General features: G+C 69.2%; 23 protein-coding genes. 7 read left to right on the top strand and 16 right to left on the bottom strand.

The annotated features are described in order from the left end of the window. Positions 1 to 45: 45 nt before the first annotated feature. Complete coding sequence (locus G6N25_RS18190) at positions 46 to 1,248, bottom strand: PPE family protein (protein ID WP_083072105.1); 1,203 nt, start codon at positions 1,246 to 1,248, stop codon at positions 46 to 48. A 690-nt stretch (positions 1,249 to 1,938) separates the two neighbouring features. Next, positions 1,939 to 3,330, bottom strand: a complete 1,392-nt coding sequence (locus G6N25_RS18185; RefSeq protein ID WP_083072104.1) for a glycine--tRNA ligase — start codon at positions 3,328 to 3,330, stop codon at positions 1,939 to 1,941. A gap of 186 nt (positions 3,331 to 3,516) precedes the next feature. Here G6N25_RS18185 and G6N25_RS18180 point away from each other — a divergent pair, with 186 nt between their 5' ends. Both G6N25_RS18180 and G6N25_RS18175 read left to right on the top strand, forming a co-directional pair. Then, positions 3,517 to 3,930, top strand: a complete 414-nt coding sequence (locus G6N25_RS18180; protein WP_142272442.1) for an ArsR/SmtB family transcription factor — start codon at positions 3,517 to 3,519, stop codon at positions 3,928 to 3,930. Then, the gene (locus G6N25_RS18175) at positions 3,927 to 4,319 is read left to right on the top strand and encodes a Fur family transcriptional regulator (RefSeq protein WP_083072103.1); all 393 of its coding nucleotides are present in this window, start codon (positions 3,927 to 3,929) and stop codon (positions 4,317 to 4,319) included. The genes G6N25_RS18180 and G6N25_RS18175 overlap by 4 nt, the downstream gene beginning before the upstream one ends. 99 nt (positions 4,320 to 4,418) lie before the next feature. Here the strand turns inward: G6N25_RS18175 and G6N25_RS18170 are convergent, their stop codons facing one another. Genes G6N25_RS18170 through recO form a run of 3 tightly spaced genes read right to left on the bottom strand, consistent with a single transcriptional unit; the run spans position 4,419 to position 6,530 of the window. Continuing rightward, positions 4,419 to 4,847, bottom strand: a complete 429-nt coding sequence (locus G6N25_RS18170) for a hypothetical protein (protein ID WP_083072102.1) — start codon at positions 4,845 to 4,847, stop codon at positions 4,419 to 4,421. Next, on the bottom strand, positions 4,847 to 5,740 hold the full coding sequence (locus tag G6N25_RS18165; protein ID WP_083072101.1) for a decaprenyl diphosphate synthase: 894 nt from the start codon (positions 5,738 to 5,740) through the stop codon (positions 4,847 to 4,849). The genes G6N25_RS18170 and G6N25_RS18165 overlap by 1 nt, the downstream gene beginning before the upstream one ends. Beyond that, positions 5,733 to 6,530, bottom strand: a complete 798-nt coding sequence (gene recO, locus G6N25_RS18160; protein WP_083072100.1) for a DNA repair protein RecO — start codon at positions 6,528 to 6,530, stop codon at positions 5,733 to 5,735. The genes G6N25_RS18165 and recO overlap by 8 nt, the downstream gene beginning before the upstream one ends. Positions 6,531 to 6,591: 61 nt before the next feature. Between recO and G6N25_RS18155 the strand changes: the two genes are divergently transcribed. Beyond that, the gene (locus tag G6N25_RS18155) at positions 6,592 to 8,103 is read left to right on the top strand and encodes an amidase (protein WP_083072099.1); all 1,512 of its coding nucleotides are present in this window, start codon (positions 6,592 to 6,594) and stop codon (positions 8,101 to 8,103) included. Between the two features lie 40 nt (positions 8,104 to 8,143). Beyond that, the gene (locus G6N25_RS18150; RefSeq protein ID WP_083072098.1) at positions 8,144 to 9,610 is read left to right on the top strand and encodes an aminotransferase class I/II-fold pyridoxal phosphate-dependent enzyme; all 1,467 of its coding nucleotides are present in this window, start codon (positions 8,144 to 8,146) and stop codon (positions 9,608 to 9,610) included. 11 nt (positions 9,611 to 9,621) lie between these two features. On the opposite strand, the gene era is transcribed toward G6N25_RS18150, so the two are convergent. The 9 genes from era to hrcA all read right to left on the bottom strand — a co-directional run bounded on the left by era (position 9,622) and on the right by hrcA (position 17,579). Beyond that, positions 9,622 to 10,521: a GTPase Era gene (gene era, locus G6N25_RS18145; RefSeq protein WP_083072097.1), complete on the bottom strand. Its 900-nt coding sequence runs from the start codon at positions 10,519 to 10,521 to the stop codon at positions 9,622 to 9,624. A 111-nt stretch (positions 10,522 to 10,632) separates the two neighbouring features. Beyond that, the gene (locus tag G6N25_RS18140) at positions 10,633 to 10,953 is read right to left on the bottom strand and encodes a cytidine deaminase (protein ID WP_083072096.1); all 321 of its coding nucleotides are present in this window, start codon (positions 10,951 to 10,953) and stop codon (positions 10,633 to 10,635) included. Continuing rightward, positions 10,946 to 12,250 carry a hemolysin family protein gene (locus G6N25_RS18135; RefSeq protein WP_083072095.1) on the bottom strand — a complete coding sequence of 435 codons (1,305 nt, stop codon included), beginning with the start codon at positions 12,248 to 12,250 and terminating at the stop codon, positions 10,946 to 10,948. Before G6N25_RS18135 ends, G6N25_RS18140 begins: the two co-directional genes overlap by 8 nt. Then, positions 12,247 to 12,780, bottom strand: a complete 534-nt coding sequence (ybeY, locus tag G6N25_RS18130) for an rRNA maturation RNase YbeY (RefSeq protein WP_083010401.1) — start codon at positions 12,778 to 12,780, stop codon at positions 12,247 to 12,249. Before ybeY ends, G6N25_RS18135 begins: the two co-directional genes overlap by 4 nt. A gap of 19 nt (positions 12,781 to 12,799) precedes the next feature. Further along, complete coding sequence (locus G6N25_RS18125; protein WP_083072094.1) at positions 12,800 to 13,840, bottom strand: PhoH family protein; 1,041 nt, start codon at positions 13,838 to 13,840, stop codon at positions 12,800 to 12,802. A gap of 56 nt (positions 13,841 to 13,896) precedes the next feature. After that, positions 13,897 to 14,454 (bottom strand): nuclear transport factor 2 family protein, encoded by a 558-nt coding sequence (locus G6N25_RS18120; protein WP_083072093.1) that lies wholly within the window; start codon positions 14,452 to 14,454, stop codon positions 13,897 to 13,899. Positions 14,455 to 14,518: 64 nt separating this feature from the next. Beyond that, entirely contained in the window at positions 14,519 to 15,277 is a 759-nt protein-coding gene (locus G6N25_RS18115; protein WP_083072133.1) for a 16S rRNA (uracil(1498)-N(3))-methyltransferase, read from the bottom strand. Positions 15,278 to 15,307: 30 nt separating this feature from the next. Continuing rightward, positions 15,308 to 16,453 carry a molecular chaperone DnaJ gene (dnaJ, locus tag G6N25_RS18110; protein ID WP_083072092.1) on the bottom strand — a complete coding sequence of 382 codons (1,146 nt, stop codon included), beginning with the start codon at positions 16,451 to 16,453 and terminating at the stop codon, positions 15,308 to 15,310. 82 nt (positions 16,454 to 16,535) lie between these two features. Beyond that, entirely contained in the window at positions 16,536 to 17,579 is a 1,044-nt protein-coding gene (hrcA, locus tag G6N25_RS18105) for a heat-inducible transcriptional repressor HrcA (protein ID WP_083072091.1), read from the bottom strand. A 163-nt stretch (positions 17,580 to 17,742) separates the two neighbouring features. Between hrcA and G6N25_RS18100 the strand changes: the two genes are divergently transcribed. From G6N25_RS18100 to G6N25_RS18090, 3 genes are all read left to right on the top strand, one after another. Further along, complete coding sequence (locus tag G6N25_RS18100) at positions 17,743 to 18,057, top strand: type II toxin-antitoxin system VapB family antitoxin (RefSeq protein ID WP_083072132.1); 315 nt, start codon at positions 17,743 to 17,745, stop codon at positions 18,055 to 18,057. A gap of 100 nt (positions 18,058 to 18,157) precedes the next feature. Beyond that, the gene (locus tag G6N25_RS18095; protein WP_083072090.1) at positions 18,158 to 18,754 is read left to right on the top strand and encodes a carboxymuconolactone decarboxylase family protein; all 597 of its coding nucleotides are present in this window, start codon (positions 18,158 to 18,160) and stop codon (positions 18,752 to 18,754) included. Next, on the top strand, positions 18,751 to 19,650 hold the full coding sequence (locus tag G6N25_RS18090; protein WP_083072131.1) for a sigma-70 family RNA polymerase sigma factor: 900 nt from the start codon (positions 18,751 to 18,753) through the stop codon (positions 19,648 to 19,650). Before G6N25_RS18095 ends, G6N25_RS18090 begins: the two co-directional genes overlap by 4 nt. Positions 19,651 to 19,655: 5 nt before the next feature. On the opposite strand, the gene G6N25_RS18085 is transcribed toward G6N25_RS18090, so the two are convergent. Both G6N25_RS18085 and G6N25_RS18080 read right to left on the bottom strand, forming a co-directional pair. Next, positions 19,656 to 20,210, bottom strand: a complete 555-nt coding sequence (locus tag G6N25_RS18085; protein ID WP_083072089.1) for a hypothetical protein — start codon at positions 20,208 to 20,210, stop codon at positions 19,656 to 19,658. A 12-nt stretch (positions 20,211 to 20,222) separates the two neighbouring features. Then, a complete protein-coding gene (locus tag G6N25_RS18080) occupies positions 20,223 to 20,744 on the bottom strand; it encodes a hypothetical protein (RefSeq protein ID WP_083072088.1) in 522 nt (173 codons plus the stop codon). Positions 20,745 to 20,828: the final 84 nt, after the last annotated feature.

The raw sequence follows: 20,828 nt of genomic DNA, 5'->3' as shown, positions 1-20,828 counted from the left end.
GCTCCTTTCCGATGAACTTTCGAATCACGCGCCGCAGCGCATCGTTTATCCGACCCCGGTCCGCGGCACCACGCTGGGCCGAGTCTGCACCACATGGTTCGGGCTGGCGCCGCCGCGGCCCAGCATTCCGCCGGGCATGCCGCCGGCCGCGCCCATGCCGCCCATCGGCATCGGCATCATCGGCATGCCACCCGTCGGCGCCCCGGCGGCCGCGGCGGCGGGGCCGGGCATCTCGCCACCCAGCCCCGACATCGCCGAACTGACCATCCGAGACGGGGCCGAGCCCTGCCACGTCGGGGGAACCGACATCGCCCCGACCAACCGCGCCTTACCCAGGCCCGCCGCGCCCCCCAAACCGCCCAGCCCGCCACCCAGCCCCTTCGCGGCCGGAACAGCGCTGCTGACGAATTTCGGCGCATCTGCGGCCACGTTCGTGGCACCGGCCAGCGCCGGATGCGCACCCATGCCGGCCTGGGCCGCCATCATGATCGGCGACATCATCATGCTCGCCGGATACATGGCCACCTGCGCGACCGACTGCAGGGACGATATCGGCGCGGCGGAGGCCAGCGACGACACCTCCGACACCGCGGGCCCAACCGCCGCCACCGCGGACTGCATCGGAGCGGCCAATGCGGCTTCCGCCGTCGAGGCGAGACCGGCAAATTCCGACGCCACGCCGGACAGCGGCGTCGACAGCAACCCCGTCAGGCCGGCCAGGCTCACCGGGGGCAGGCTGAACGACGGCAGGGCCGCGGCCACCGAGGTGGCTCCCACGTGATAGCCCACCATCGCGGCGACGTCCTGGGCCCACATCTCCATGTACTCGAACTCGGTCATCGCGATCGCCGGGGTGTTCTGGCCCAGGATGTTCGTCGCGATCAAGGCCAGCAGCTGAACGCGATTCTCCGTCACCGCCGCCGTGGGCACCGTCGCCGTCAACGCGGACTCAAACGACGACGCCGCGGCCCGGGCCTGAGCGGCCGCGGCCTCGGCTTGCCCGGCGGCCGCGCTCAACCAGCCCACGTACGGGGTGGCCGCGGCCGCCATCGACGCCGACGAGGGACCCGCCCACGGCCCGCCGGTCAGCCCCGAGACCACCGATTGAAACGACGACGCCGCGGCCGACAGGTCCGAAGCCAACCCGTCCCAGGCTGACGCGGCCATGAACAGCGGTCCCGAACCCGCGCCAGCGAACATCAACGCCGAGTTGATCTCCGGAGGCAAGAACGTAAAAGCAGGAACCATCACAACCCCATCCAGCCGCCTCAGCGGCTCCGACAACCACCTGGCCAACGTTCATCCGAAGCGACGAGGCACCCGCCTACCGCCACCGCTGAATCCTAAGACAATCACACCTGAAAATCATGAGTTTCACCAAATCATTTCCCGTCGGACGACAACGGCGGGATCCCCCGCTAACCGGACGACTGTCCAGACGGCCGGTCAAGGCTGGGTAAAGACGAACTGTCAAAAACCCGGGCAAACTATGTCGGGTTTCTGCGCGAGCCGTGCCCGAGCAGAACGATTCTGATCCGCTTACAGATGCCTTTTCGCCCACAACATCGCCAGAACGAGTTCGTGAACAAACCGGAAACCCCATCGCCGGAGACAAAACACGCCGGAGCTGGCCGTCCTGGAGGTGCGCCGCACAGAACTCGCGGCACCGGTGACAAAGATACCGGCGCCATCGACGGCCGCGTTCTGGTAACCCGAATTGTCGAGACCCGAGTTTTGAAAGCCGGAGTTTCCGCCGCCGGCGAGTTGTTCTGCCGGCAGCCCGAGTTATCGGTGCCCATGTTAAAGAAGACGGAATTCGACGCATTCGGCAAACAAAATGATTTTCCGACGGCAGCGCAAAGCTCATCGGCCGCCCTCCTCCACCGATTAATCGGGACGGCGGATCCGATCGTTACCGAAAACCACAAGCAGCCGGCGCTAACAGCCCTTCAACCGCACCGCCAGATAGTCGGCGACACCGCCTATCGCGACCCGGTCCTGCGTCATGGCGTCGCGCTCGCGCACGGTGACGGCGTCGTCCTCGAGTGAGTCGAAATCCACCGTCACGCAGAAAGGCGTACCGACCTCGTCCTGGCGCCGATAGCGGCGCCCGATGGCACCGGCGTCGTCGAAATCGATGTGCCAGCATTTCCGCAATTCAGCGGCCAGGTCACGGGCCTTGGGACTCAGGTCGGCGTGCCGCGACAGGGGCAGCACCGCCGCCTTGACCGGCGCCAGCCGCGGGTCGAGCCGGAGCACCGTGCGTTTGTCCATGCCGCCCTTGGCGTTCGGCGCCTGGTCCTCGGTGTACGCGTCGATCAGGAAGGCCATGAACGACCGCGTCAGACCCGCCGCCGGCTCGATGACATACGGCGTGTACCGGGTGTCGGCGACCTGGTCATAGAACGACAGGTCGACGCCGGAATGCTCTGCGTGCGTTGATAAGTCGAAGTCCGTCCGGTTCGCCACACCTTCCAGCTCGCCCCAAGGATTGCCGACGAAGCCGAATTTGTACTCGATGTCGACGGTGCGGTCCGAGTAGTGCGACAGCTTGTCCTTGGGATGCTCGTACAGCCGCAGGTTCGCCGGATCGATGCCGAGGTCGACGTACCACTGCAGCCGGGTGTCGATCCAATACTGATGCCAGTCCCGCGCGGTCGACGGCTCGACGAAGAATTCCATCTCCATCTGTTCGAATTCGCGGGTGCGGAAGATGAAGTTGCCCGGGGTGATTTCGTTGCGGAAGCTCTTGCCGATCTGGCCGATCCCGAATGGCGGCTTCTTGCGCGCCGTGGTCACCACGTTGGCGAAGTTGATGAAGATGCCCTGCGCCGTTTCCGGCCGCAGGTAGTGCAGCCCCTCCTCGGTTTCGATGGGTCCGAGATACGTCTTGAGCATCATGTTGAACTCGCGCGGCTCGGTCCACTGCCCGGGCTCGCCGGTGTCGGGGTCGCGGATGTCGGCCAGCCCGTTCGGCGGCGGCTGCCCGTGTTTGGCCTCGTAGGCCTCGATGAGGTGGTCGGCCCGGTAGCGCTTGTGGGTGATCAGCGACTCGACCAGCGGGTCGTGGAAGACCTCGACGTGGCCGGAGGCCACCCACACCTGCCGCGGCAGGATGATCGACGAATCGAGGCCGACGACGTCGTCGCGGCCGGTGACCACCGAACGCCACCACTGCCGCTTGATGTTCTCCTTGAGCTCCACGCCCAGCGGGCCGTAATCCCACGCCGATTTGGTACCCCCGTAGATCTCGCCCGAGGGATAGACGAAGCCCCGCCGTTTGGCCAGGTTGACTACGGTGTCGATGACGGACGCCACGGGGCGGTGCACTCCCTTTCCGGGTCGGGGCAGACATGCGCGGCGGCGATCGCCGCTCGCAAAACACCAGTCATGGTATCGACCGGCGCCACGGTCTTTGACATGCGTCATCACGCATGTGACAGTGGAAGGCGGCCCATCGTCCTCCAGCGGCGGGCATTCCCAGTACCCGGCACTTCTCGAGGTGATGACTCCCCCATGGCGATGTCCTCCTCGATGCCCTCGTCAGGGCCGACCACCGCCGCCGGCGGCGTGCTGACGCACCCGCATGCCGGCGCGGGGCCCGGCGCACACTCCGCCTTCCCCGAGTACCCCGTGCCGCCGTCGCGGGAGATTCTCGACGCCGCCGGGGAGCTGCTGCGCGCGCTGGCCGCACCGGTGCGGATCGCCATCGTGCTGCAGCTACGCGAATCCCACCGCTGCGTCCACGAGCTGGTCGACGCGCTCGGGGTGCCACAGCCGCTGGTCAGCCAGCATTTGAAGATCCTCAAGGCGGCGGGCGTGGTGACCGGGGAGCGATCCGGCCGCGAGGTGCTATACCGGCTTGCCGACCACCACCTCGCGCACATCGTTGTCGACGCCGTCGCGCACGCGAGCGAGGACACGGTATGACCGGCGCGAGTGTGCGTTCCACCCGCCAGCGCGCGGCGATTTCGACCTTGCTGGAGACGCTCGACGACTTCCGCTCGGCGCAGGAGTTGCACGACGAGCTACGGCGCCGCGGCGAGAACATCGGCCTGACCACCGTCTATCGGACGCTGCAGTCCATGGCGGCGGCGGGCATGGTCGACACGCTGCGCACCGACACCGGCGAGTCGGTCTACCGCAGGTGCTCGGACCATCATCATCACCATCTGGTGTGCCGCGGCTGCGGTTCCACCGTCGAGGTGGGCGACCACGAGGTCGAGGAGTGGGCGGCGGAGGTGGCGGCCAAGCACGGCTTCTCCGATGTCAGCCACACCATCGAGATCTTCGGAACGTGCTCTGACTGCCGGTCTTAGGGCGCGGGGCGGCTCGGAACATCCGTTGCGGCACCGAGATTGACGGTACCGAGATGTTCTCTCGGACTTTTCCGCGCTGCCGTCGATTTCGCGGCCCAGTCAGGAAGTCAGCGCACGGCGTATCTCGGCGCCGGTGTCCAGCACCAACAGGATCAGGGTGCGCAGGGCGTCGTCGGTCAGGCCGGCCCCGGGAAAGTTGTAGCGCTGCATCACGTCCGCGGTTTTGGACGCACCTTTGCCCGAGTTGCGCCGCACCGCCTTGTCGTTGACCTTCTCGACCAACGTCACGCTGCCGAAGTTGCTGTCGTGCGCCTGCTTGGCGACCCGGTCGCTGATCCTCTTGGTGAGCGGCAGATCCCAGGCCACTATCTGGGTCAGCGACACCAGGTCGAGGCCCTCGGCGATGGTGACCACCCGCAGCGACGCCAACGTGCCGTTATGGCGCACCGTCAGCGCGCCGTCGGGTTCCTCCTCGACGGGAAGGACGTCGCGGAGTATCGGGGCCAGGCGTTCCTGCAGCGACGGCATCAGGCGCTGCCGAACCGTCGGTTGCGGGCCGCGTATTCCTCGCAGGCCGCCCACAGGTCGCGGCGGTCGTAGTCGGGCCACAGCTTGTCTTGGAAGATGTACTCGGCGTACGCCGCCTGCCACAGCATGAAATTGCTGGACCGCTGTTCTCCGGAGGTCCTCAGAAAGAGGTCGACATCGGGGATGTCGGGCCGTTGCAGGTGGCGGGAGATCGTCGACTCGGTGATCCGGTCGGGCTGCAGCCTGCCCGCCTGCACCAGGCGAGCGATTTCCCTTGTGGATTCCGTGATTTCGGCGCGGCCGCCGTAGTTGACGCAATAGTTGACCGTGATGACGTCGTTGCCCTGCGTCATCGCCTCGGCGATCGCCAACTCGTTGATCACGCTGCGCCACAGGCGCGGCCGCGAACCCACCCACCGGATCTTGACCCCCATCGCTTTGAGGTTCTCGCGGCGCCGCCGCACGACGTCGCGGTTGAATCCCATCAGGAAGCGGACCTCCTCGGGGGAACGCTTCCAGTTTTCGGTGGAGAAGGCGTAGAGGCTGAGCCACTTGATCCCGAGTTCGATTGCGCCGCAGACGATGTCGATCACGACCGCCTCGCCGGCCCGGTGGCCGTCGGTGCGGCTCAGGCCGCGTTGGGTGGCCCAGCGGCCGTTGCCGTCCATCACGATGGCGACGTGAAAGGGCAAGCGGTCGGCCGGAATCCGCGGCGCGGCCGCCTTCGAGACGTGCTGCGGCGGCCGGCGCGGGCCACCGTCGGCGGACGGCGGCAGTTCGGGGAAGACGACCGGCCACGTCGACGTGTCGGGAAAGACGGGGTAATCGTCGGGCGCCGGGGGCAGCTGCGGGAAGCCGGTCGACTTCAGCTTGCGTTCGGCCTTGTTAGCCACAGGCCGTATCCTGCCCGATCAGCGCTGCGCGCCGTTCGGCGATGGTGCGGTCGACCTGGTAGGTCCGCTCTACCAGCGGCAACGTTTTGAGCTGCCGTTCCAGATGCCATTGCAGGTGCGCGGCCACCAGCCCGCTGACGTGGCTGCGGTGCGATTGCGGCGCCTTGTCGGCGGCCTCCCAATCTCCGTCGTGCAGCGCGGACATCAGGTCCAGCACGCCCAGCGGCGGCGTCGTCGAACCGGCCGGGCGGCAATGCGTGCACACGCTGCCCCCGGCGGCGATGTGAAACGCCCGATGCGGGCCGGGCGTGGCGCACCGGGCGCACTCGGTCAGCGCCGGCGCCCACCCGGCGATGCCCATGGCCCGCAGCAGGTAGGCGTCCAGCAACAGGTCACGGGGCCGGTGTCCGTCTGCCACCGCCCGCAGCGCGCTCACCGTGAGCCGGTGCAGGGCCGGGGCCGGGGCCCGCTCCTCGCCGGCGAGGCGTTCGGCGGTTTCCAGCATCGCGCACCCGCAGGTGTACCGGCCGTAGTCGCTGACGATGTCGGTGGCGAACGCGTCGAGGGAGACGACCTGGGTGACGATGTCGAGATTGCGGCCGGGGTGCAGTTGCGCGTCGATGTGAGCGAACGGCTCCAGTCGCGCACCGAATTTGCTGCGGGTGCGGCGAACGCCTTTGGCCACCGCGCGAACCAGCCCGTGATCGCGGGTCAGCAGGGTGATGATCCGGTCGGCTTCACCGAGCTTGTGCTGGCGCAACACCACCGCTCGGTCTCGATACAGCCGCATCACAATAGTTTTGCACCCCGCCGCGACATTGCGGGTATCCGCGCCGTTAGTCTCGTACCCCGTGATTGGCGCTTCCGGGTCCGCTTTTGGGGCCCTTTCCGGCTCGGGTTCCGGGCCCGGCGGCCAGCGCCTGCCCACGCTGACCGACCTGCTGTATCAGCTGGCCAGCCGCGCGGTGACGTCCGTCACATTGGTGGGCCGCTCCCTGCACGCCATTCATTCGAGCCAGCCCACCCTGAACGCCTTCAGGGTGGTGCTCACCGAATCCGCGCTGGCCGACGCGGCGGAGGCCGATCGGCGGCGGGCGGCCGGGGACACGGCCCCGCTGCTGGGCATCCCGATCGCGGTCAAAGACGACGTCGACGCCGCTGGAGTGCCCACCGCCTTCGGCACCGAGGGGGATGTCGCGCCGGCCACCCACGACGCCGAGGTGGTTCGCCGCCTCAAGGCGGCCGGCGCGGTGATCGTCGGCAAGACCAACACCTGCGAGCTGGGCCAGTGGCCGTTCACCAGCGGACCCGGCTTCGGGCACACCCGCAATCCCTGGTCGCGTCGGCACACTCCCGGCGGATCGTCGGGCGGCAGCGCGGCCGCGGTGGCGGCGGGCCTGGTCACCGCGGCGATCGGGTCCGACGGCGCCGGCAGCATCCGCATCCCCGCGGCGTGGACGCACCTGGTGGGCATCAAGCCGCAGCGCGGCCGCATCTCCACCTGGCCGTTGCCGGAGGCGTTCAACGGCATCACGGTCAACGGCGTGCTGGCCCGCACGGTGGCCGACGCGGCGCTGGTGCTCGACGCCGCGTCCGGCAACGTCGAGGGCGACCGGCACAAACCGCCCCCGATCACCGCATCCGACTACGTCGGGAAGGCGCCCGGCCCGCTGAACATCGCGCTGTCGACCCGGTTCCCCAACACCGGTTTCCGGCCCAAACTGCACCCCGAGATCCTCGCCGCGACGCGGGCCGTGTCCCGGCAGCTCGAGCTGCTCGGCCACACCGTGGTGCCCGGCAACCCCGACTACGGCTGGCGGTTGTCGTGGGATTTTCTCGCCCGCTCGACGGCGGGCCTGCGGGACTGGGAGGAGCGGCTGGGCGACGGGGTCATCCTGGACGCCCGCACGGTGTCCAATCTGCGCATGGGCCACGTGCTGGGACAGGCGATCCTGCGCAGCGCCCGGCGGCACGAGGCCGCCGACCAGCGTCGGGTCGGCTCGATCTTCGACATCGTCGACGTGGTGCTGGCACCGACCACCGCGCAACCACCGCCGCTGGCGCGCGCCTTCGACCGGTTAAGCAGCTTCGGCACCGACCGCGCCATGATCGCCGCGTGCCCGTTGACCTTTCCGTGGAACGTGCTGGGCTGGCCGTCGATCAACGTGCCGGCCGGGTTCACCTCGGAAGGTTTGCCGATCGGCGTGCAGCTGATGGGTCCGGCAAACAGCGAGGGGATGCTGATCTCGCTGGCCGCGGAGCTGGAGGCCGTGTGCGGGTGGTCGACCAAGCAGCCGGCGGTGTGGTGGAACGCCGATACCGGCGGCCCGCCGCCGGCCGGCGCGCCGCCGCCGCACCGCTGACGCCGGCGTTAGCCCGCGACAACGCGGGTACCCGTTCGGGATGGACCAATCCGATGCTCCGCTGCTTGACGCGCTGGCCGACTACCGCGACCAGAACCGGTACGGGTTCACGCCACCGGGCCACCGCCAGGGCCGCGGCGCCGACGACCGGGTCCTGGCCGTGCTGGGCCGCGAACCGTTCCTCGACGACGTGCTGGCCACCGGCGGGCTGGATGACCGCAGGACCAGCAACGAGTACCTGACGCGCGCGGAGGACCTCATGGCCGACGCGGTGGGCGCCGACATGGCATGGTTCTCCACGTGCGGCAGTTCGCTGTCGGTGAAGGCGGCGATGATGGCCGTCGCCGGCGGCGGAGGCTCCAGTGGCAGTTTGTTGGTGGGCCGGGACAGCCACAAGTCCATCGTGGCGGGCCTGATTTTCTCCGGCGTGCAGCCTCGCTGGATCACGCCCCGCTGGGACGCGGAGCGCCATTTCTCGCATCCGCCCTCACCGCGGCAGGTCGAGGAGGCGTGGGAAAGGCACCCCGACGCCGCCGGTGCGCTCGTCGTGAGCCCCAGCCCGTACGGCACCTGCGCCGACATCGCCGGCATCGCCGAGGTCTGCCACGCGCGCGGCAAGCCGCTGATCATCGACGAGGCGTGGGGCGCGCACCTGCCGTTTCATGAGGACCTGCCGACCTGGGCGATGGATGCCGGCGCGGACATCTGCGTGGTCAGCGTGCACAAGATGGGCGCCGGTTTCGAACAGGGCTCCGTGTTTCACCTGCAGGGCGATCGGATCGACCGGGACCGGCTTTCGGCCTGCGCGGATCTGCTGATGACCACCAGCCCGAACGTCCTGGTGTATGCCGCGATGGACGGATGGCGGCGGCAGATGGTCGAGCACGGCCACGAATTGCTCGGTGCCGCACTGGATTTGGCGAGTCAGCTGCGCGAGGACATCGAACTCATCCCGGATGTGGAGGTGCTCGACGATGAGCTGCTCGGCGTGCAGGCATCCCATGACCTGGACCGGTTGCAGGTGATGATGGACGTCTCGGGCACCGGCGCCTCGGGCTATCAGGCCGCCGACTGGCTGCGCGCGCAGGCCCACATCGACGTCGGGATGAGCGATCACCGCCGCATCCTGGCGACCCTGTCCTTCGCCGACGACAAGACCACCGCGGGCCGTCTCAGCGAGGCGCTGCGGGCGTGGCGCGCGGCGGCCGACGGCCTCGACCCGCCGCCGCGAATCGACCTGCCCTCGCCCGGGCAGCTGCAGTTGGAAACAGTCTGCCTGCCCCGTGACGCGTTCTTCGGACGCGTCGAGGCGGTGCCGTCGGAGAAGGCGTCGGGACGTGTTGCCGCCGAACAGGTCACGCCGTACCCGCCCGGCATCCCCGCCGTCGTGCCCGGCGAGCGCCTCAACGACGCCGTGCTGGACTACCTTTGCTCGGGTGTGCGCGCCGGCATGAACGTCCCCGACGCGGCGGACCCGTCGCTGCGGACCGTCCGGGTGCTGGCGTGAGGCCGTGAACGCTAAAAACCCAGCCGGCCAAGCTGTTTGGGGTCGCTCTGCCAGTTCTTGGCGACCTTGACGCGCAGGTCGAGGTAGACCTTGGTGCCCAGCAGCTTCTCGATCTGGGCGCGCGCGGCGGTGCCCACGTCCCGCAGCCGCGCGCCGCCCTTGCCGATGACGATGCCCTTCTGGCTGTCCCGCTCGACGTAGAGGATGGCGTGCACGTCGATGAGGTCATCGCGGCCCTCGCGCGGGTTGACCTCGTCGATCACCACCGCCAACGAGTGCGGCAGCTCGTCGCGCACTCCCTCCAGGGCGGCCTCGCGGATGAGCTCGGCCATCAGGAGCTCCTCGGGCTCGTCGGTCAGCTCACCGTCGGGGTAATACGCCGGGCCTTCGGGCAGCGCCGCGGCCAGCACGTCGATCAGCACGTCGATCTGCGCGCCGGTTACCGCCGACACCGGAACGATTTCGGCCGAATCGCCGACCAGCTCGCTGACCGCCATCAGCTGCGCGGCGACCCGGTCTTTGGGCACCTTGTCGATCTTGGTGACGACGACTACAAGCTTGGTCCTGGGAGCGATCGCGCGAACCTGCTCAACGATCCACCGGTCGCCCGGGCCGATCGCCTCGTCGGCGGGGATGCACAACCCGATGACGTCGACCTCGGCGTAGGTGTCACGGACCAGGTCGTTGAGCCGCTTGCCCAGCAGGGTGCGCGGCCGGTGCAGGCCGGGGGTGTCGACCAGGATGATTTGGAAGTTTTCCCGGTGCACGATGCCGCGAATGGTGTGCCGGGTGGTCTGCGGCCGCGTCGAGGTGATCGCCACCTTGGCGCCGACGAGCGCGTTGGTCAGCGTCGACTTGCCGGTGTTCGGTCGACCGACCAAACACACGAAGCCCGAACGGAATTCAGCCATGGCACCCGACGACGATGCGCGAGGTGGGGTCGGACCTGCCCGGGCCTATCGCCGAGCGTGCACACAGGGCGGCTTTTGCGCGGATTTCTCGCCATGAGTGCACGTTCGGCGTCATACCAGGTTCCCGGCGCGGTCGGTGACGATGATCAGGGCCGTCGGCGACAGTTCGCGCACCGCGGCGATCCCGGGATCGTCGGCGGACGCCGCCACCAGGACGGCGGCCTCCAACCCGGTCGCGCCGCTGGACGCGGCCGCGGCCACGGCCGCCTGCAATCCGGTCAGGTTCAGCGTCGACAAGGCCACCGGCGCGGCCGCATACGTGCGGCCGTCGGCGTCCCGGACCGCTGCGCCGCTGCCGGCTTCGGCGCGGGCCATCGCGGCCCGCGCCAGCACCACCAGCTTGGCGTCCTCGGCGTCCAGCTGCTCAGCCATGCCGATCGGCCTCCCCACCGTTGGGCTCGGGGTCGGCCGGGCTGAGCAGAACGGTGTTGATCCGCACCCGTCCACGGGGATCCGGGCCGCCCTCGGCGCGCAGCCGCAGGCCGTGCGACACGACCTCGGCGCCCGGCAGCGGAACCCGGCCCAATTCCAGGGCCAGCAGGCCGCCCACGGTGTCGACGTCGAGGTCGTCGTCGAACTCCACGCCGTACAGCTCGCCGACGTCCTCGATCGGCAGCCGCGCCGACACCCGAAAACGTTTGTCGCCCAACTCCTCTATCGGCGCCGTCTCCGCCTCGTCGTACTCGTCGGCGATCTCGCCGACGATTTCCTCCAGCACGTCCTCGATGCTGACCAGCCCGGCGATTGCCCCGTACTCGTCGACGAGCAGGGCCATGTGGTTGCGGTCGCGCTGCATCTCGCGCAGCAGCGCGTCCAGCGGCTTGGAGTCCGGCACGAACACCGCCGGACGCATCACCTGTGACACCTTGGTGTCGCGGCCGCCGTCGGGCGATAAAAAGGTCTGCTGGACAAGGTCTTTCAGGTACACGACCCCGACGACGTCGTCGACGTTCTCGCCGATCACCGGGATGCGGGAATGGCCGCTGCGCACGGCCAGGGTTATCGCCTGGCTGGCGAACTTGTCACTTTCGATCCAGATCATCTCGGTGCGGGGCACCATCACCTCGCGCGCCGGGGTGTCGCCGAGTTCGAAGACCGACTGGATCATCCGGCGCTCGTCGGCGGCGACCACGCCGCGCTGCTGGGCCAGATCGACGACCTCGCGCAGTTCGATCTCGGAGGCGAACGGCCCGTTCCGCAGGCCCCGCCCGGGGGTGAGCGCGTTGCCCAGGACCACCAGCAACCGGCTGATCGGCATCAACAGCCACGAAATCACCCGCAGCGGAAGGGCCGTCGTCAACGAAATGGAATAGGCGTGCTGGCGGCCGAGGGTGCGCGGGCCCACGCCGATGACGACGAAGCTGGTCACCACCATGATGGTCGCGGCGCCGAACAACGCCCAGGTAATGCCGAAGTTGTCATAGAGGAACACCACCAGCAAGACGGTGGCGGTGATCTCGCAGATGATGCGCAGCAGCACGACCAGGTTGATGTAGCGCGGCCGCTCGGTCATCACCCCCAACAGGGACACCGCGCCGGGCCGCTCGTCGCGCACCAGTTCCTGCACCCGGGCCAGCGACACCGTGCTGATGGCGGCGTCGATCGCCGCGAAGAGCCCGCCCAGAGCGATCAGGGCGATCGCGCCGAGCAGTTGAGACAGTCCGGTCAATGGTCGAAATACCTTGACTTGTCCAGCAACCGGCGGTCGCGTTCCTCCTGGCGGTCCTGGTGGTAGGCCTCGACCTGTTCGGCGACCCACTCTTCGAGCAGCCGGTCCTGCAGGGCGAACATCTCTTTTTCCTCGGCCGGCTCGCCGTGGTCGTAGCCGAGCAGATGCAGCACTCCGTGAATCGTCAACAGCGCCAACTCATGTCCGAGGCTGTGGCCGGCCGCGGCGGCCTGTTCGGCGGCGAATTCCGGGCACAGCACGATGTCGCCCAGCATCGACGGCCCCGGCTCGGGGGCGTCGGGCCGGCCGCCGGGCTCGAGCTCGTCCATCGGGAAGCTCATCACGTCGGTCGGCCCGGGCAGGTCCATCCAGCGCATGTGCAGGTCGGCCATGGCCGCGGTGTCCAGTAGCACCATCGACAGCTCGGCGGCCGGGTTGACGTCCATCCTGGCGATGACAAACCGTGCGACGCTGACCAATTCGGCCTCGGAGACGTCGACGCCCGACTCGTTGGATACCTCGATGGTCATAGCTTGCTCACCGCACCCATCATCGGCGATTGCGGGAACCGGAAGCCCGCCGAGCCGCCCGATTCATCGTCAGGCCGGGTTCTTCGAATTTCGCGTAGGCGTCGACGATTTCCGAGACCAGCCGGTGGCGCACCACGTCCACGCTGGTCAGCTCCGCGATGTGAATGTCGTCGACGCGGTCCAGGATCTCCATCGCCGACCGCAGGCCGGACCTGGCGCCACCCGGCAGGTCGACCTGCGTGATGTCCCCGGTGACGACGATCTTCGACCCGAAGCCCAGTCGGGTGAGGAACATCTTCATCTGCTCGGCGGTGGTGTTCTGCGCCTCGTCGAGGACGATGAACGCGTCGTTCAACGTGCGACCCCGCATGTATGCCAGCGGCGCGACCTCAATGACCCCGGCGGACATCAACTTCGGGATCAGCTCGGCGTCCATCATGTCGTACAGCGCGTCGTACAGCGGCCGCAGATACGGGTCGATCTTCTCGCTGAGCGTGCCCGGCAGAAAGCCCAGGCGCTCACCGGCTTCCACCGCGGGCCGGGTCAGGATGATGCGGCTCACCTGTTTGGTCTGCAGCGCGTTGACCGCCTTGGCCATCGCCAGGTACGTCTTGCCGGTGCCGGCCGGGCCGATCCCGAAGACGATGGTGTTGGCGTCGATGGCGTCGACGTAACGCTTCTGGTTGAGCGTCTTGGGCCGGATCGTCTTACCGCGGCGCGACAGGATGTCGAGGGTGAGCACCTCCGCGGGCGACTCGTCGCCGGCGCCGACCAGCATGGCGACGCTGTGGCGCACCACCTCCGGCGTCAACGGCTGACCGCCGCCCACGATGGCGACCAGCTCCGAGATCACCCGCTCGGCCAGCGCGACGTCGGCCGGCTCGCCCGACAGGGTGATGGCGTTGCCGCGCACATGCAGGTCGGCGTTGAGCGTGCGTTCCAGTGCGCGCAGGTTCTCGTCTGCCGAACCGAGAAGGCCCACGACGAGATCGGGCGGAACGTCGATGCTGCTGCGAACCGAAGGGACCGTGTCAGCAGCGCTGGTCTCGCGGGGCGTCACGTGGCTTCCGATGCCTGCTTTCTGGGCTTTTCAGGGGTTTGCTCGGCCGCCTCAGTCTACGCCGGGGCCCTTGGATGGTCAGCCTTCAGCAGCGTATTCGACGGCTGGTCCTCGTCCAGCACCTTGCTGGCCTGGGCGGCGCCGGTGACGGGCAGCGACGTGCCGTCGAGCAGGCCGACCTGCACCAGCAGACAGGCCTGATCCCAGTAGATCCGTTCGAAGGCGACCTTGGGCGTATCGGAGTCGGCGTCGAACCCCATCACGACCACCACCGGCAGCTTGACGGCGCGGCCGGTGGGCGGCACCCCCGGAAGGAACGTCGGCATCGGGACGTCGTGCGTGAACGACATGATCATCTCGTCGACGACGCGGTCGGCGCCGACGGTGCGACAGACCGGGATGATCGCGGTGTCGGCGGGCCAGTGCCCGATGAAGTGCTCGCGGTAGAAGTCGGCCACCTCGTCGGCGCCGACGCCGCCCATCATCGTGGGCACGTGGTTGACGAAGGGGTGCGCGGTCATGGTCGCCATGGTGGCGGCGACGTCCTTGGCGACGAACTCGTCGGCGACGTGCTCGTCGAAGAGCGCGCTCAGATCGTGGGCAGCCTCGGCCATCAGCAGAAGATAACTCCGCGAGCCTGTAATCGTGCAGGGAAAGTTCGAGTGGGGGCCTGCAGAATTACAGGCTCGACGAACCTTCCCAGCGGGGGGTGAGCACGCCCAGCGCCCCCAACGCCACGGCGGCGGCCGTCGAGGTCCGCAACACCTGGGGGCCGAGCCGGACCGCCACCGCGCCGGCCTCGGTCAACGCGGCGGCCTCCTCCGGCGCGATGCCGCCCTCGGGCCCGACCACCAGGAACACCGAATCCGCTTGGGCGACATGGCACTCGGCGAGCTGGTCGGCAGCCGACTCGTGCAGGGCCAGCACCGCCGTCCCGGCGGCCACCTCGTCGCGGACCCGCCGGATCAGCGCCGCGGTGGACAACACTCCGTCGACGGGTGGGATGTGGGCCCGGCGGGATTGCCGGGCCGCCGAACGGGCGACGGCGCGCCACCGGCGCAGGCCCTTTTCGGCGCGGGCGCCGTCCCAGTTGGCCACGCAGCGGGCGGCCTGCCAGGCCAGGAACGCGTCGGCGCCGGCCTCGGTGGCCAGTTCGATCGCCGACTCCGAGCGCTCGGACTTGGGCACGGCCTGCACCACCGTGACCGCCGGGCGCCCGGGCGCGACGCTCCAGCGTCCCAGCACCCGCGCCTGCAGCCCGTCGCGCCCGGCGCGCTCGACGCGGCAGCGGGCGAGGCCGCCGGCGCCGTCGCCGAGCACGAGTTGTTCGCCGGGACGGATGCGCCGCACGGTGGCGGCGTGGAAGCCCTCGTCGCCGTCGACGACGGCCAGCGCGCCGGTCTCGGGCAGCGCGTCGACGTAGAACAGCGTGGATATTCCAGCCACCACAGGCAGGGGACCCTAAAGCTAGCGGCCGGTGAAGGTCTCGCGCAGCCGGCTGAACAGGCCGCCGCCGGCGTGCGTCGAGCGGACCTCGGGCACGTCGCGGCTGCGGCGATTCTTCAGCTCGCGCAGCAGTTCGGTGTCGTGGTGGTCCAGCCGGGCCGGGACCACCACCTCGACGTGGACATGCAGGTTGCCCCGCACGCCCGACCGCAGGTGCGGCATCCCGTGGCCGCGCAGCGTGATGACCGAACCGGGCTGCGTGCCGGGCGGGATGGTGATCTCGCTCGTGCCGTCCAGGATGGCGTCGACGGTGACGGTCGCCCCCAGCGCCGCGTCGACCATCGGCACCGAGACCGTGCAGTGCAGGTCGTCGCCCTCGCGGACGAAGATGTCGTGAGCCTGCTCGTGCACCTCGACATACAGGTCGCCGGCCGGCCCTCCCCCGGGCCCGACCTCACCCTGGGCGGCGAGCCGGACCCGCATCCCGTCGCCGACGCCGGCGGGGATCTTGACGCTGATCTCCCGGCGGGCCCGCACCCGGCCGTCGCCCATGCATTGGTGGCACGGGTCGGGGATGACCGTTCCGACGCCCCGGCAGGTGGGACACGGCCGCGACGTCACCATCTGGCCCAGCAGCGAACGCTGCACCGTCTGCACCTCGCCGCGACCACCGCAGGTGTCGCAGGGGATCGGCGCGGAATCGCCGTTGGTGCCCCTGCCCTGGCACCGGTCGCACAACACGGCGGTGTCGACGGTGACCTGCTTGGTCACGCCGGTGGCGCACTCCTCGAGGTCCAGCCGCATCCGCAGCAGCGAGTCCGACCCCGGCCGCACCCGGCCGACGGGGCCGCGTGACGCCGAGCCGGCGCTGAAGCCTCCGCCGAAAAAGGCCTCGAAGACGTCGCCCAGATTGCCGAAGCCGCCGAACCCGCCGCCCGCCGCCGCGGCGCTCTCCAGCGGATCCCCGCCCAAGTCGACGATCCGGCGTTTCTCGGGATCGCTCAGCACCTCGTAGGCGACGCTGATCTCCTTGAACTTCGCCTGCGCGGCCTCATCGGGGTTGACGTCGGGATGCAACTCGCGCGCCAGCTTGCGGTACGCGCGCTTGATGTCCGCATCGCTGGCGTTTCTGCTCACGCCGAGCAGCCCGTAATAATCGCGTGCCACGCCTGACCTTTCTAAGGCTTTCCAAGGGCCTTTTCAGGCCGCGATGCCACGGCCGTCAACAAGCTCCGCAACGGGTGCGCGTTCATCGGGCACCCAGAATTTCGCCGATATACAGAGCAACCGCGGCGACGCTGGCGATAGTTCCCGGATAGTCCATCCGGGTAGGCCCCAGCACGCCCATTCCGCCGTACACGGTATCCGAGGTGCCGTACGCGGTGGACACCATCGAGGTGCCGACCATCTGTTCGACGGCCGTCTCGTGGCCGATGCGCACGGTCACCTTGCCGGCTTCCTGCTGGGCCGCCAGCAACCGCAGCACGACCACCTGCTCCTCGAGCGCCTCCAGGATGGACCGCAGCGAGCCACCGAAATCCGCGGCGTTCCGGGTCAGGTTGGCGGTCCCGCCCATCAGCAAGCGTTCCTCGGTGTGTTCCAGCAGCGACTCCAGCAGCACCGTCGCCGAGCGGCCGACGGCGTTGCTCAGGTTGTGGGACAGCCCGCCGCGGCCGTCGACCTCCACCGCCAGGTCGGCGACCGCGGTCGACGCCGCGGAGATCCTCTTGCCCACCAGCGCCTGGCCGAGCATCTCCCGCAACTGGGAAAGCTGGTGATCGTCGATGACGTCGCCGAGTTCGACGATGCGCTGGTCCACCCGGCCGGAGTCGGTGATGACCACCATGAGCAGCCGGGCCGGCGTCAGCGCGACCACTTCCAGATGGCGAACGGTCGACGTCGACAGGGTCGGGTACTGCACCACCGCCACCTGGCGAGTCAGTTGCGCCAGCAGCCGGACCGCACGCCGCAGCACGTCGTCGAGGTCGACACCGGATTCCAGGAAGCCCTGGATGGCGCGCCGTTCGGCCGACGACAGCGGCTTGACGTCGTCGAGCCGGTCGACGAACTCGCGGTAGCCCTTTTCGGTGGGCACCCGCCCGGAGCTGGTGTGCGGCTGGGTGATGTAGCCCTCCGCCTCCAGCACGGCCATGTCGTTGCGGACGGTCGCCGACGAGACGCCCAGGTTGTGGCGCTCCACCAAGGTCTTCGAGCCGATCGGTTCCTTGGTGGCGACGAAGTCGGCGACGATGGCGCGCAGTACCTCAAAGCGACGCTCGTCGGCGCTTCCCATCGGCTCCCACCTCCTTGACCGCGTCCATTTTACGGTCTCAACCGGTGCCGACTTCCCATGGCGGGCGTCTGGCGGTCACCGTCGGTACGTTCCGGACTAGCCTGTCCGGCATGTGCACGTCGGGTCGAAGCGACGCGTCCGGAACGGCCACGAAGACCGGCCGATGATTTTCAAGGGCGTCCGCGAAGGCAAGCCGTATCCCGACCACGGGCTGTCCTACAGGGACTGGTCCCGGATACCGCCGCGGCAGATCCGGCTCGACGAATTGGTCACCACGACGACCGTGCTCGCGCTGGACCGCCTGCTGTCGGAGGACTCCACCTTCTACGGCGATCTTTTCCCGCATGCCGTGCGGTGGAAGGGCATCACCTATCTGGAGGACGGCCTGCACCGCGCGGTGCGCGCCGCGCTGCGGAATCGCACCGTGCTCCACGCCCGGGTGTTCGACATGGACATGCCGCTGGGCCAGCAGACGTAGCGCGCGCCGGCGGTCACGTTCGGGCGTCGCCGGGTGTCGACCTAGTGAGACGCAGTGAGGACCGAAGGGGTCCAGCGACAATCGATTCGGGAGGACCGCCATGTCCCGGCTCAAAGGAGTTTCCGACCGCGACGCCGGCCTGGGCGCCAGGATCGCGTTCTTCTTCACCAAGCGCAAGCTGGCGCAGATGACCGGGCTGGAGACCGCGGGGATGCTCGAACCGCTGCGGATGTACGCGCACATCCCCAGGTTGCTCAACGCCTACGGCAGGCTGGAACAGGCCGAGTCGAAACTGGATATCCTCAGCCCCCGCCACCGCGCGCTGGCCGAGCTGAAGTCGGCGACGACGGTGCGCTGCGAGTACTGCATCGACCTGGGCTCGCAGATCGCGCGGGGGTGGGGAATCACCGACGAGGAATTGCTCGGGATGGCCGATTACCGCAACGCCGCGTGCTTCTCCGACGTCGACAAGCTGATCCTGGAGTACGCCACCGCGATCAGCCGCACCCCGGTCGAGGTGAGCGACGAGCTGTTCGAGGCGCTGCGCGCCCACTTCGACACCCCCCAGCTCGTCGGGCTCACCCACGTCATCACGCTGGGCAACCTGCGCGCCCGGTTCAACATCGCGCTCGGCATCGGGTCGTCCGGCTTTTCGGGCGACCGGGTGTGCGCCCTGCCGGAGACCGGCCGCGCGTGACGGCGCCGGGCGCGCCGGGCGCGTCGGACGCGTCGCTGTCGGCGCGTTTTGAGGCGGCGCGGCCCCAGCTGGGCGCCATCGCGTACCGCATGCTGGGCTCGGTCGACGACGCCCAGGACGCCGTGCAGGAGGCGTGGCTGCGGCTGAGCCGCACCGACCAGGCCATCGACAACCTCGAGGCGTGGCTGACCACCGTGGTGGCCCGCATCTGCCTGAACACGCTGCGCGACCGCCATGCCCGCGGCCGCGAGGAGCCGGTGGCGCACCTGCCGGACCCGATCGTGGACGCCGACGGGGAATTCGACCCCGAGCACCGCGCGATGCTGGCCGACGCGGTCGGTCTGGCGCTGTTCGTGGTGCTGGACACGCTGCCGCCGGCGGAGCGGCTGGCGTTCGTGCTGCACGACGTGTTCGCCGTCCCGTTCGACCGGATCGCACCCATCGTCGACCGGACGCCGGAGGCCACCCGCAAGCTGGCCAGCCGGGCGCGCCGCCGGATCGAACGGTCCCAACCGGCTCCCGACGGCGACATCGCCGCGCAACGCGAGGCCGTCGACGCCTTCTTCGCGGCGGGGCGCACCGGCGACTTCGACCGGCTGGTGTCGGTGCTGCATCCCGGCGTGGTCCTGCGCGGCGACTTCGGCCCGGGCGCCGCCGCGTTTCGCGCCGAGGGCGCGGCCTCGGTGGCCAAGCTCGCCCGCAGCTACGCGGCTCCCGAGCGCGAGGCGCGCGCCGCCGCCGTCAACGGCGCCGCGGGCGCGGTCGTCTTCGTCGCCGGGCGGCCGACGGCGATCATGGGATTCGTGGTGCGCGACGGGCGGATCGCGGCGATCGACGTGCTGGCCGACCCGGCCCGCATCGCGCGGATCGACCTGAGCGCCGTAGCGGGCTCTTAGCCGTCTTAGCCTGTCGCCGCCTGGATCAGGGCGATCGCGGAGTCGTGTTGGAGTATCCAGTTCCCGCCCTCATTGACGAACGCGAGGTTCTTGGAGACCGGTCCGGCGAGCTTCGGCCCCGAGATGGCCACGTCGGCGGTGGCCGCATTCGGGCCGGCCGGCGCGATATTCGTCACGTTGAACTGCTCCGGAAACTTCCCGTCCCGGTAGGCCTTTCGCAGATCGTGGTCGGCCACGTGCCCCTCGTCCGGGCTGATGCCGCCCTGGACCAGGTTGTTCTTCGTCGTGTACGACACGCCGGGATCGGTCGCCTGGTTGCAGAGGGTCGACAACTGGTCCGGCGTCGGCAGGTTCTGCCCCGGCGCCGGCGGCGGGGGCGGGTCCTGCGGCAATGCCGGCGCATCGGGCGCGCCGACCGCGGCCAGTCGCACCTGAACCGGCGCGCCCGGCGGTGCGACGGAAGCCGCCAGAGCGGGAAAGCCTGCGGCTGCGCCGCCGAGGACGGCCAACGCCGCCACGCTTGTGGCTACGGATTTCACGATTCCCCCTTCAGTGCCCATGATCGATGCGAGTTAGTGCCCCGCGGCTTGCAACAGCTGCATCGCCGAGGCGCGCGACAGCATCCAGCTGCCCTGGTTGACGAACGTGACGCTCTGCGTGACCGGGTTCGGCAGCTTCGGACCCGAGACCACGACGTCGGCGGTGGCCGACCCCTGCGCGGCCGGCTGGACGTTGGTGACGTTGAACGTCAGCGGCAGGTCCCCGTTCTTGGCGGCCTTCTTCAGCTCGTGGTCGGCCAGATGCGCCTCCGTGCCGCTGATGCCGCCCTCGACCAGATTGCTCTTGTCCTCGAACGGGACGCTGGGGTCGGCGAGGCTGTTGAGCAGGCCGGTCAGCTGGGCGGTGCTCGGGACGTCGACGTCCGGGACCGGCGGCGGATCCTGCGGCAGCGCCGGTCCATAAGGCGCGCCGACCGCGGCGAGTTGCACCGGGTTCGGCGCGCTCTGTGGTGCGCCGGAAGCCGTACCCGCGGCCACGCCCCCGATGGCGGCCAGGGCCGCCGCGGCGGCGGCGATCGATTTCACGGTTTTCACGGTTCCCCCTTACGACGCGCGCGAAACGTGACGGAGCGATCCCTCACGTCCACGGCATGTGGTGTCAGTGTGCCTTGTGTGGCT

The sequence above is a fragment of the Mycobacterium heidelbergense genome, assembly GCF_010730745.1.
In the GTDB taxonomy this organism is placed as follows: Bacteria; Actinomycetota; Actinomycetes; order Mycobacteriales; family Mycobacteriaceae; genus Mycobacterium; species Mycobacterium heidelbergense.
This window is presented reverse-complemented; position numbering and strand designations above follow the sequence as displayed.

What these genes read in the sequence shown, in the direction of transcription:
- G6N25_RS18190 (WP_083072105.1), bottom strand. Translation starts at nt 1,248, where the DNA reads ATGGTTCCTGCTTTTACGTTCTTGCCTCCGGAGATCAACTCGGCGTTG.
- G6N25_RS18180 (WP_142272442.1), top strand. Translation starts at nt 3,517, where the DNA reads ATGGCGATGTCCTCCTCGATGCCCTCGTCAGGGCCGACCACCGCCGCC.
- G6N25_RS18175 (WP_083072103.1), top strand. Translation starts at nt 3,927, where the DNA reads ATGACCGGCGCGAGTGTGCGTTCCACCCGCCAGCGCGCGGCGATTTCG.
- G6N25_RS18170 (WP_083072102.1), bottom strand. Translation starts at nt 4,847, where the DNA reads ATGCCGTCGCTGCAGGAACGCCTGGCCCCGATACTCCGCGACGTCCTT.
- recO (WP_083072100.1), bottom strand. Translation starts at nt 6,530, where the DNA reads ATGCGGCTGTATCGAGACCGAGCGGTGGTGTTGCGCCAGCACAAGCTC.
- G6N25_RS18150 (WP_083072098.1), top strand. Translation starts at nt 8,144, where the DNA reads ATGGACCAATCCGATGCTCCGCTGCTTGACGCGCTGGCCGACTACCGC.
- era (WP_083072097.1), bottom strand. Translation starts at nt 10,521, where the DNA reads ATGGCTGAATTCCGTTCGGGCTTCGTGTGTTTGGTCGGTCGACCGAAC.
- G6N25_RS18140 (WP_083072096.1), bottom strand. Translation starts at nt 10,953, where the DNA reads ATGGCTGAGCAGCTGGACGCCGAGGACGCCAAGCTGGTGGTGCTGGCG.
- ybeY (WP_083010401.1), bottom strand. Translation starts at nt 12,780, where the DNA reads ATGACCATCGAGGTATCCAACGAGTCGGGCGTCGACGTCTCCGAGGCC.
- G6N25_RS18120 (WP_083072093.1), bottom strand. Translation starts at nt 14,454, where the DNA reads ATGGCCGAGGCTGCCCACGATCTGAGCGCGCTCTTCGACGAGCACGTC.
- hrcA (WP_083072091.1), bottom strand. Translation starts at nt 17,579, where the DNA reads ATGGGAAGCGCCGACGAGCGTCGCTTTGAGGTACTGCGCGCCATCGTC.
- G6N25_RS18100 (WP_083072132.1), top strand. Translation starts at nt 17,743, where the DNA reads ATGATTTTCAAGGGCGTCCGCGAAGGCAAGCCGTATCCCGACCACGGG.
- G6N25_RS18095 (WP_083072090.1), top strand. Translation starts at nt 18,158, where the DNA reads ATGTCCCGGCTCAAAGGAGTTTCCGACCGCGACGCCGGCCTGGGCGCC.
- G6N25_RS18085 (WP_083072089.1), bottom strand. Translation starts at nt 20,210, where the DNA reads ATGGGCACTGAAGGGGGAATCGTGAAATCCGTAGCCACAAGCGTGGCG.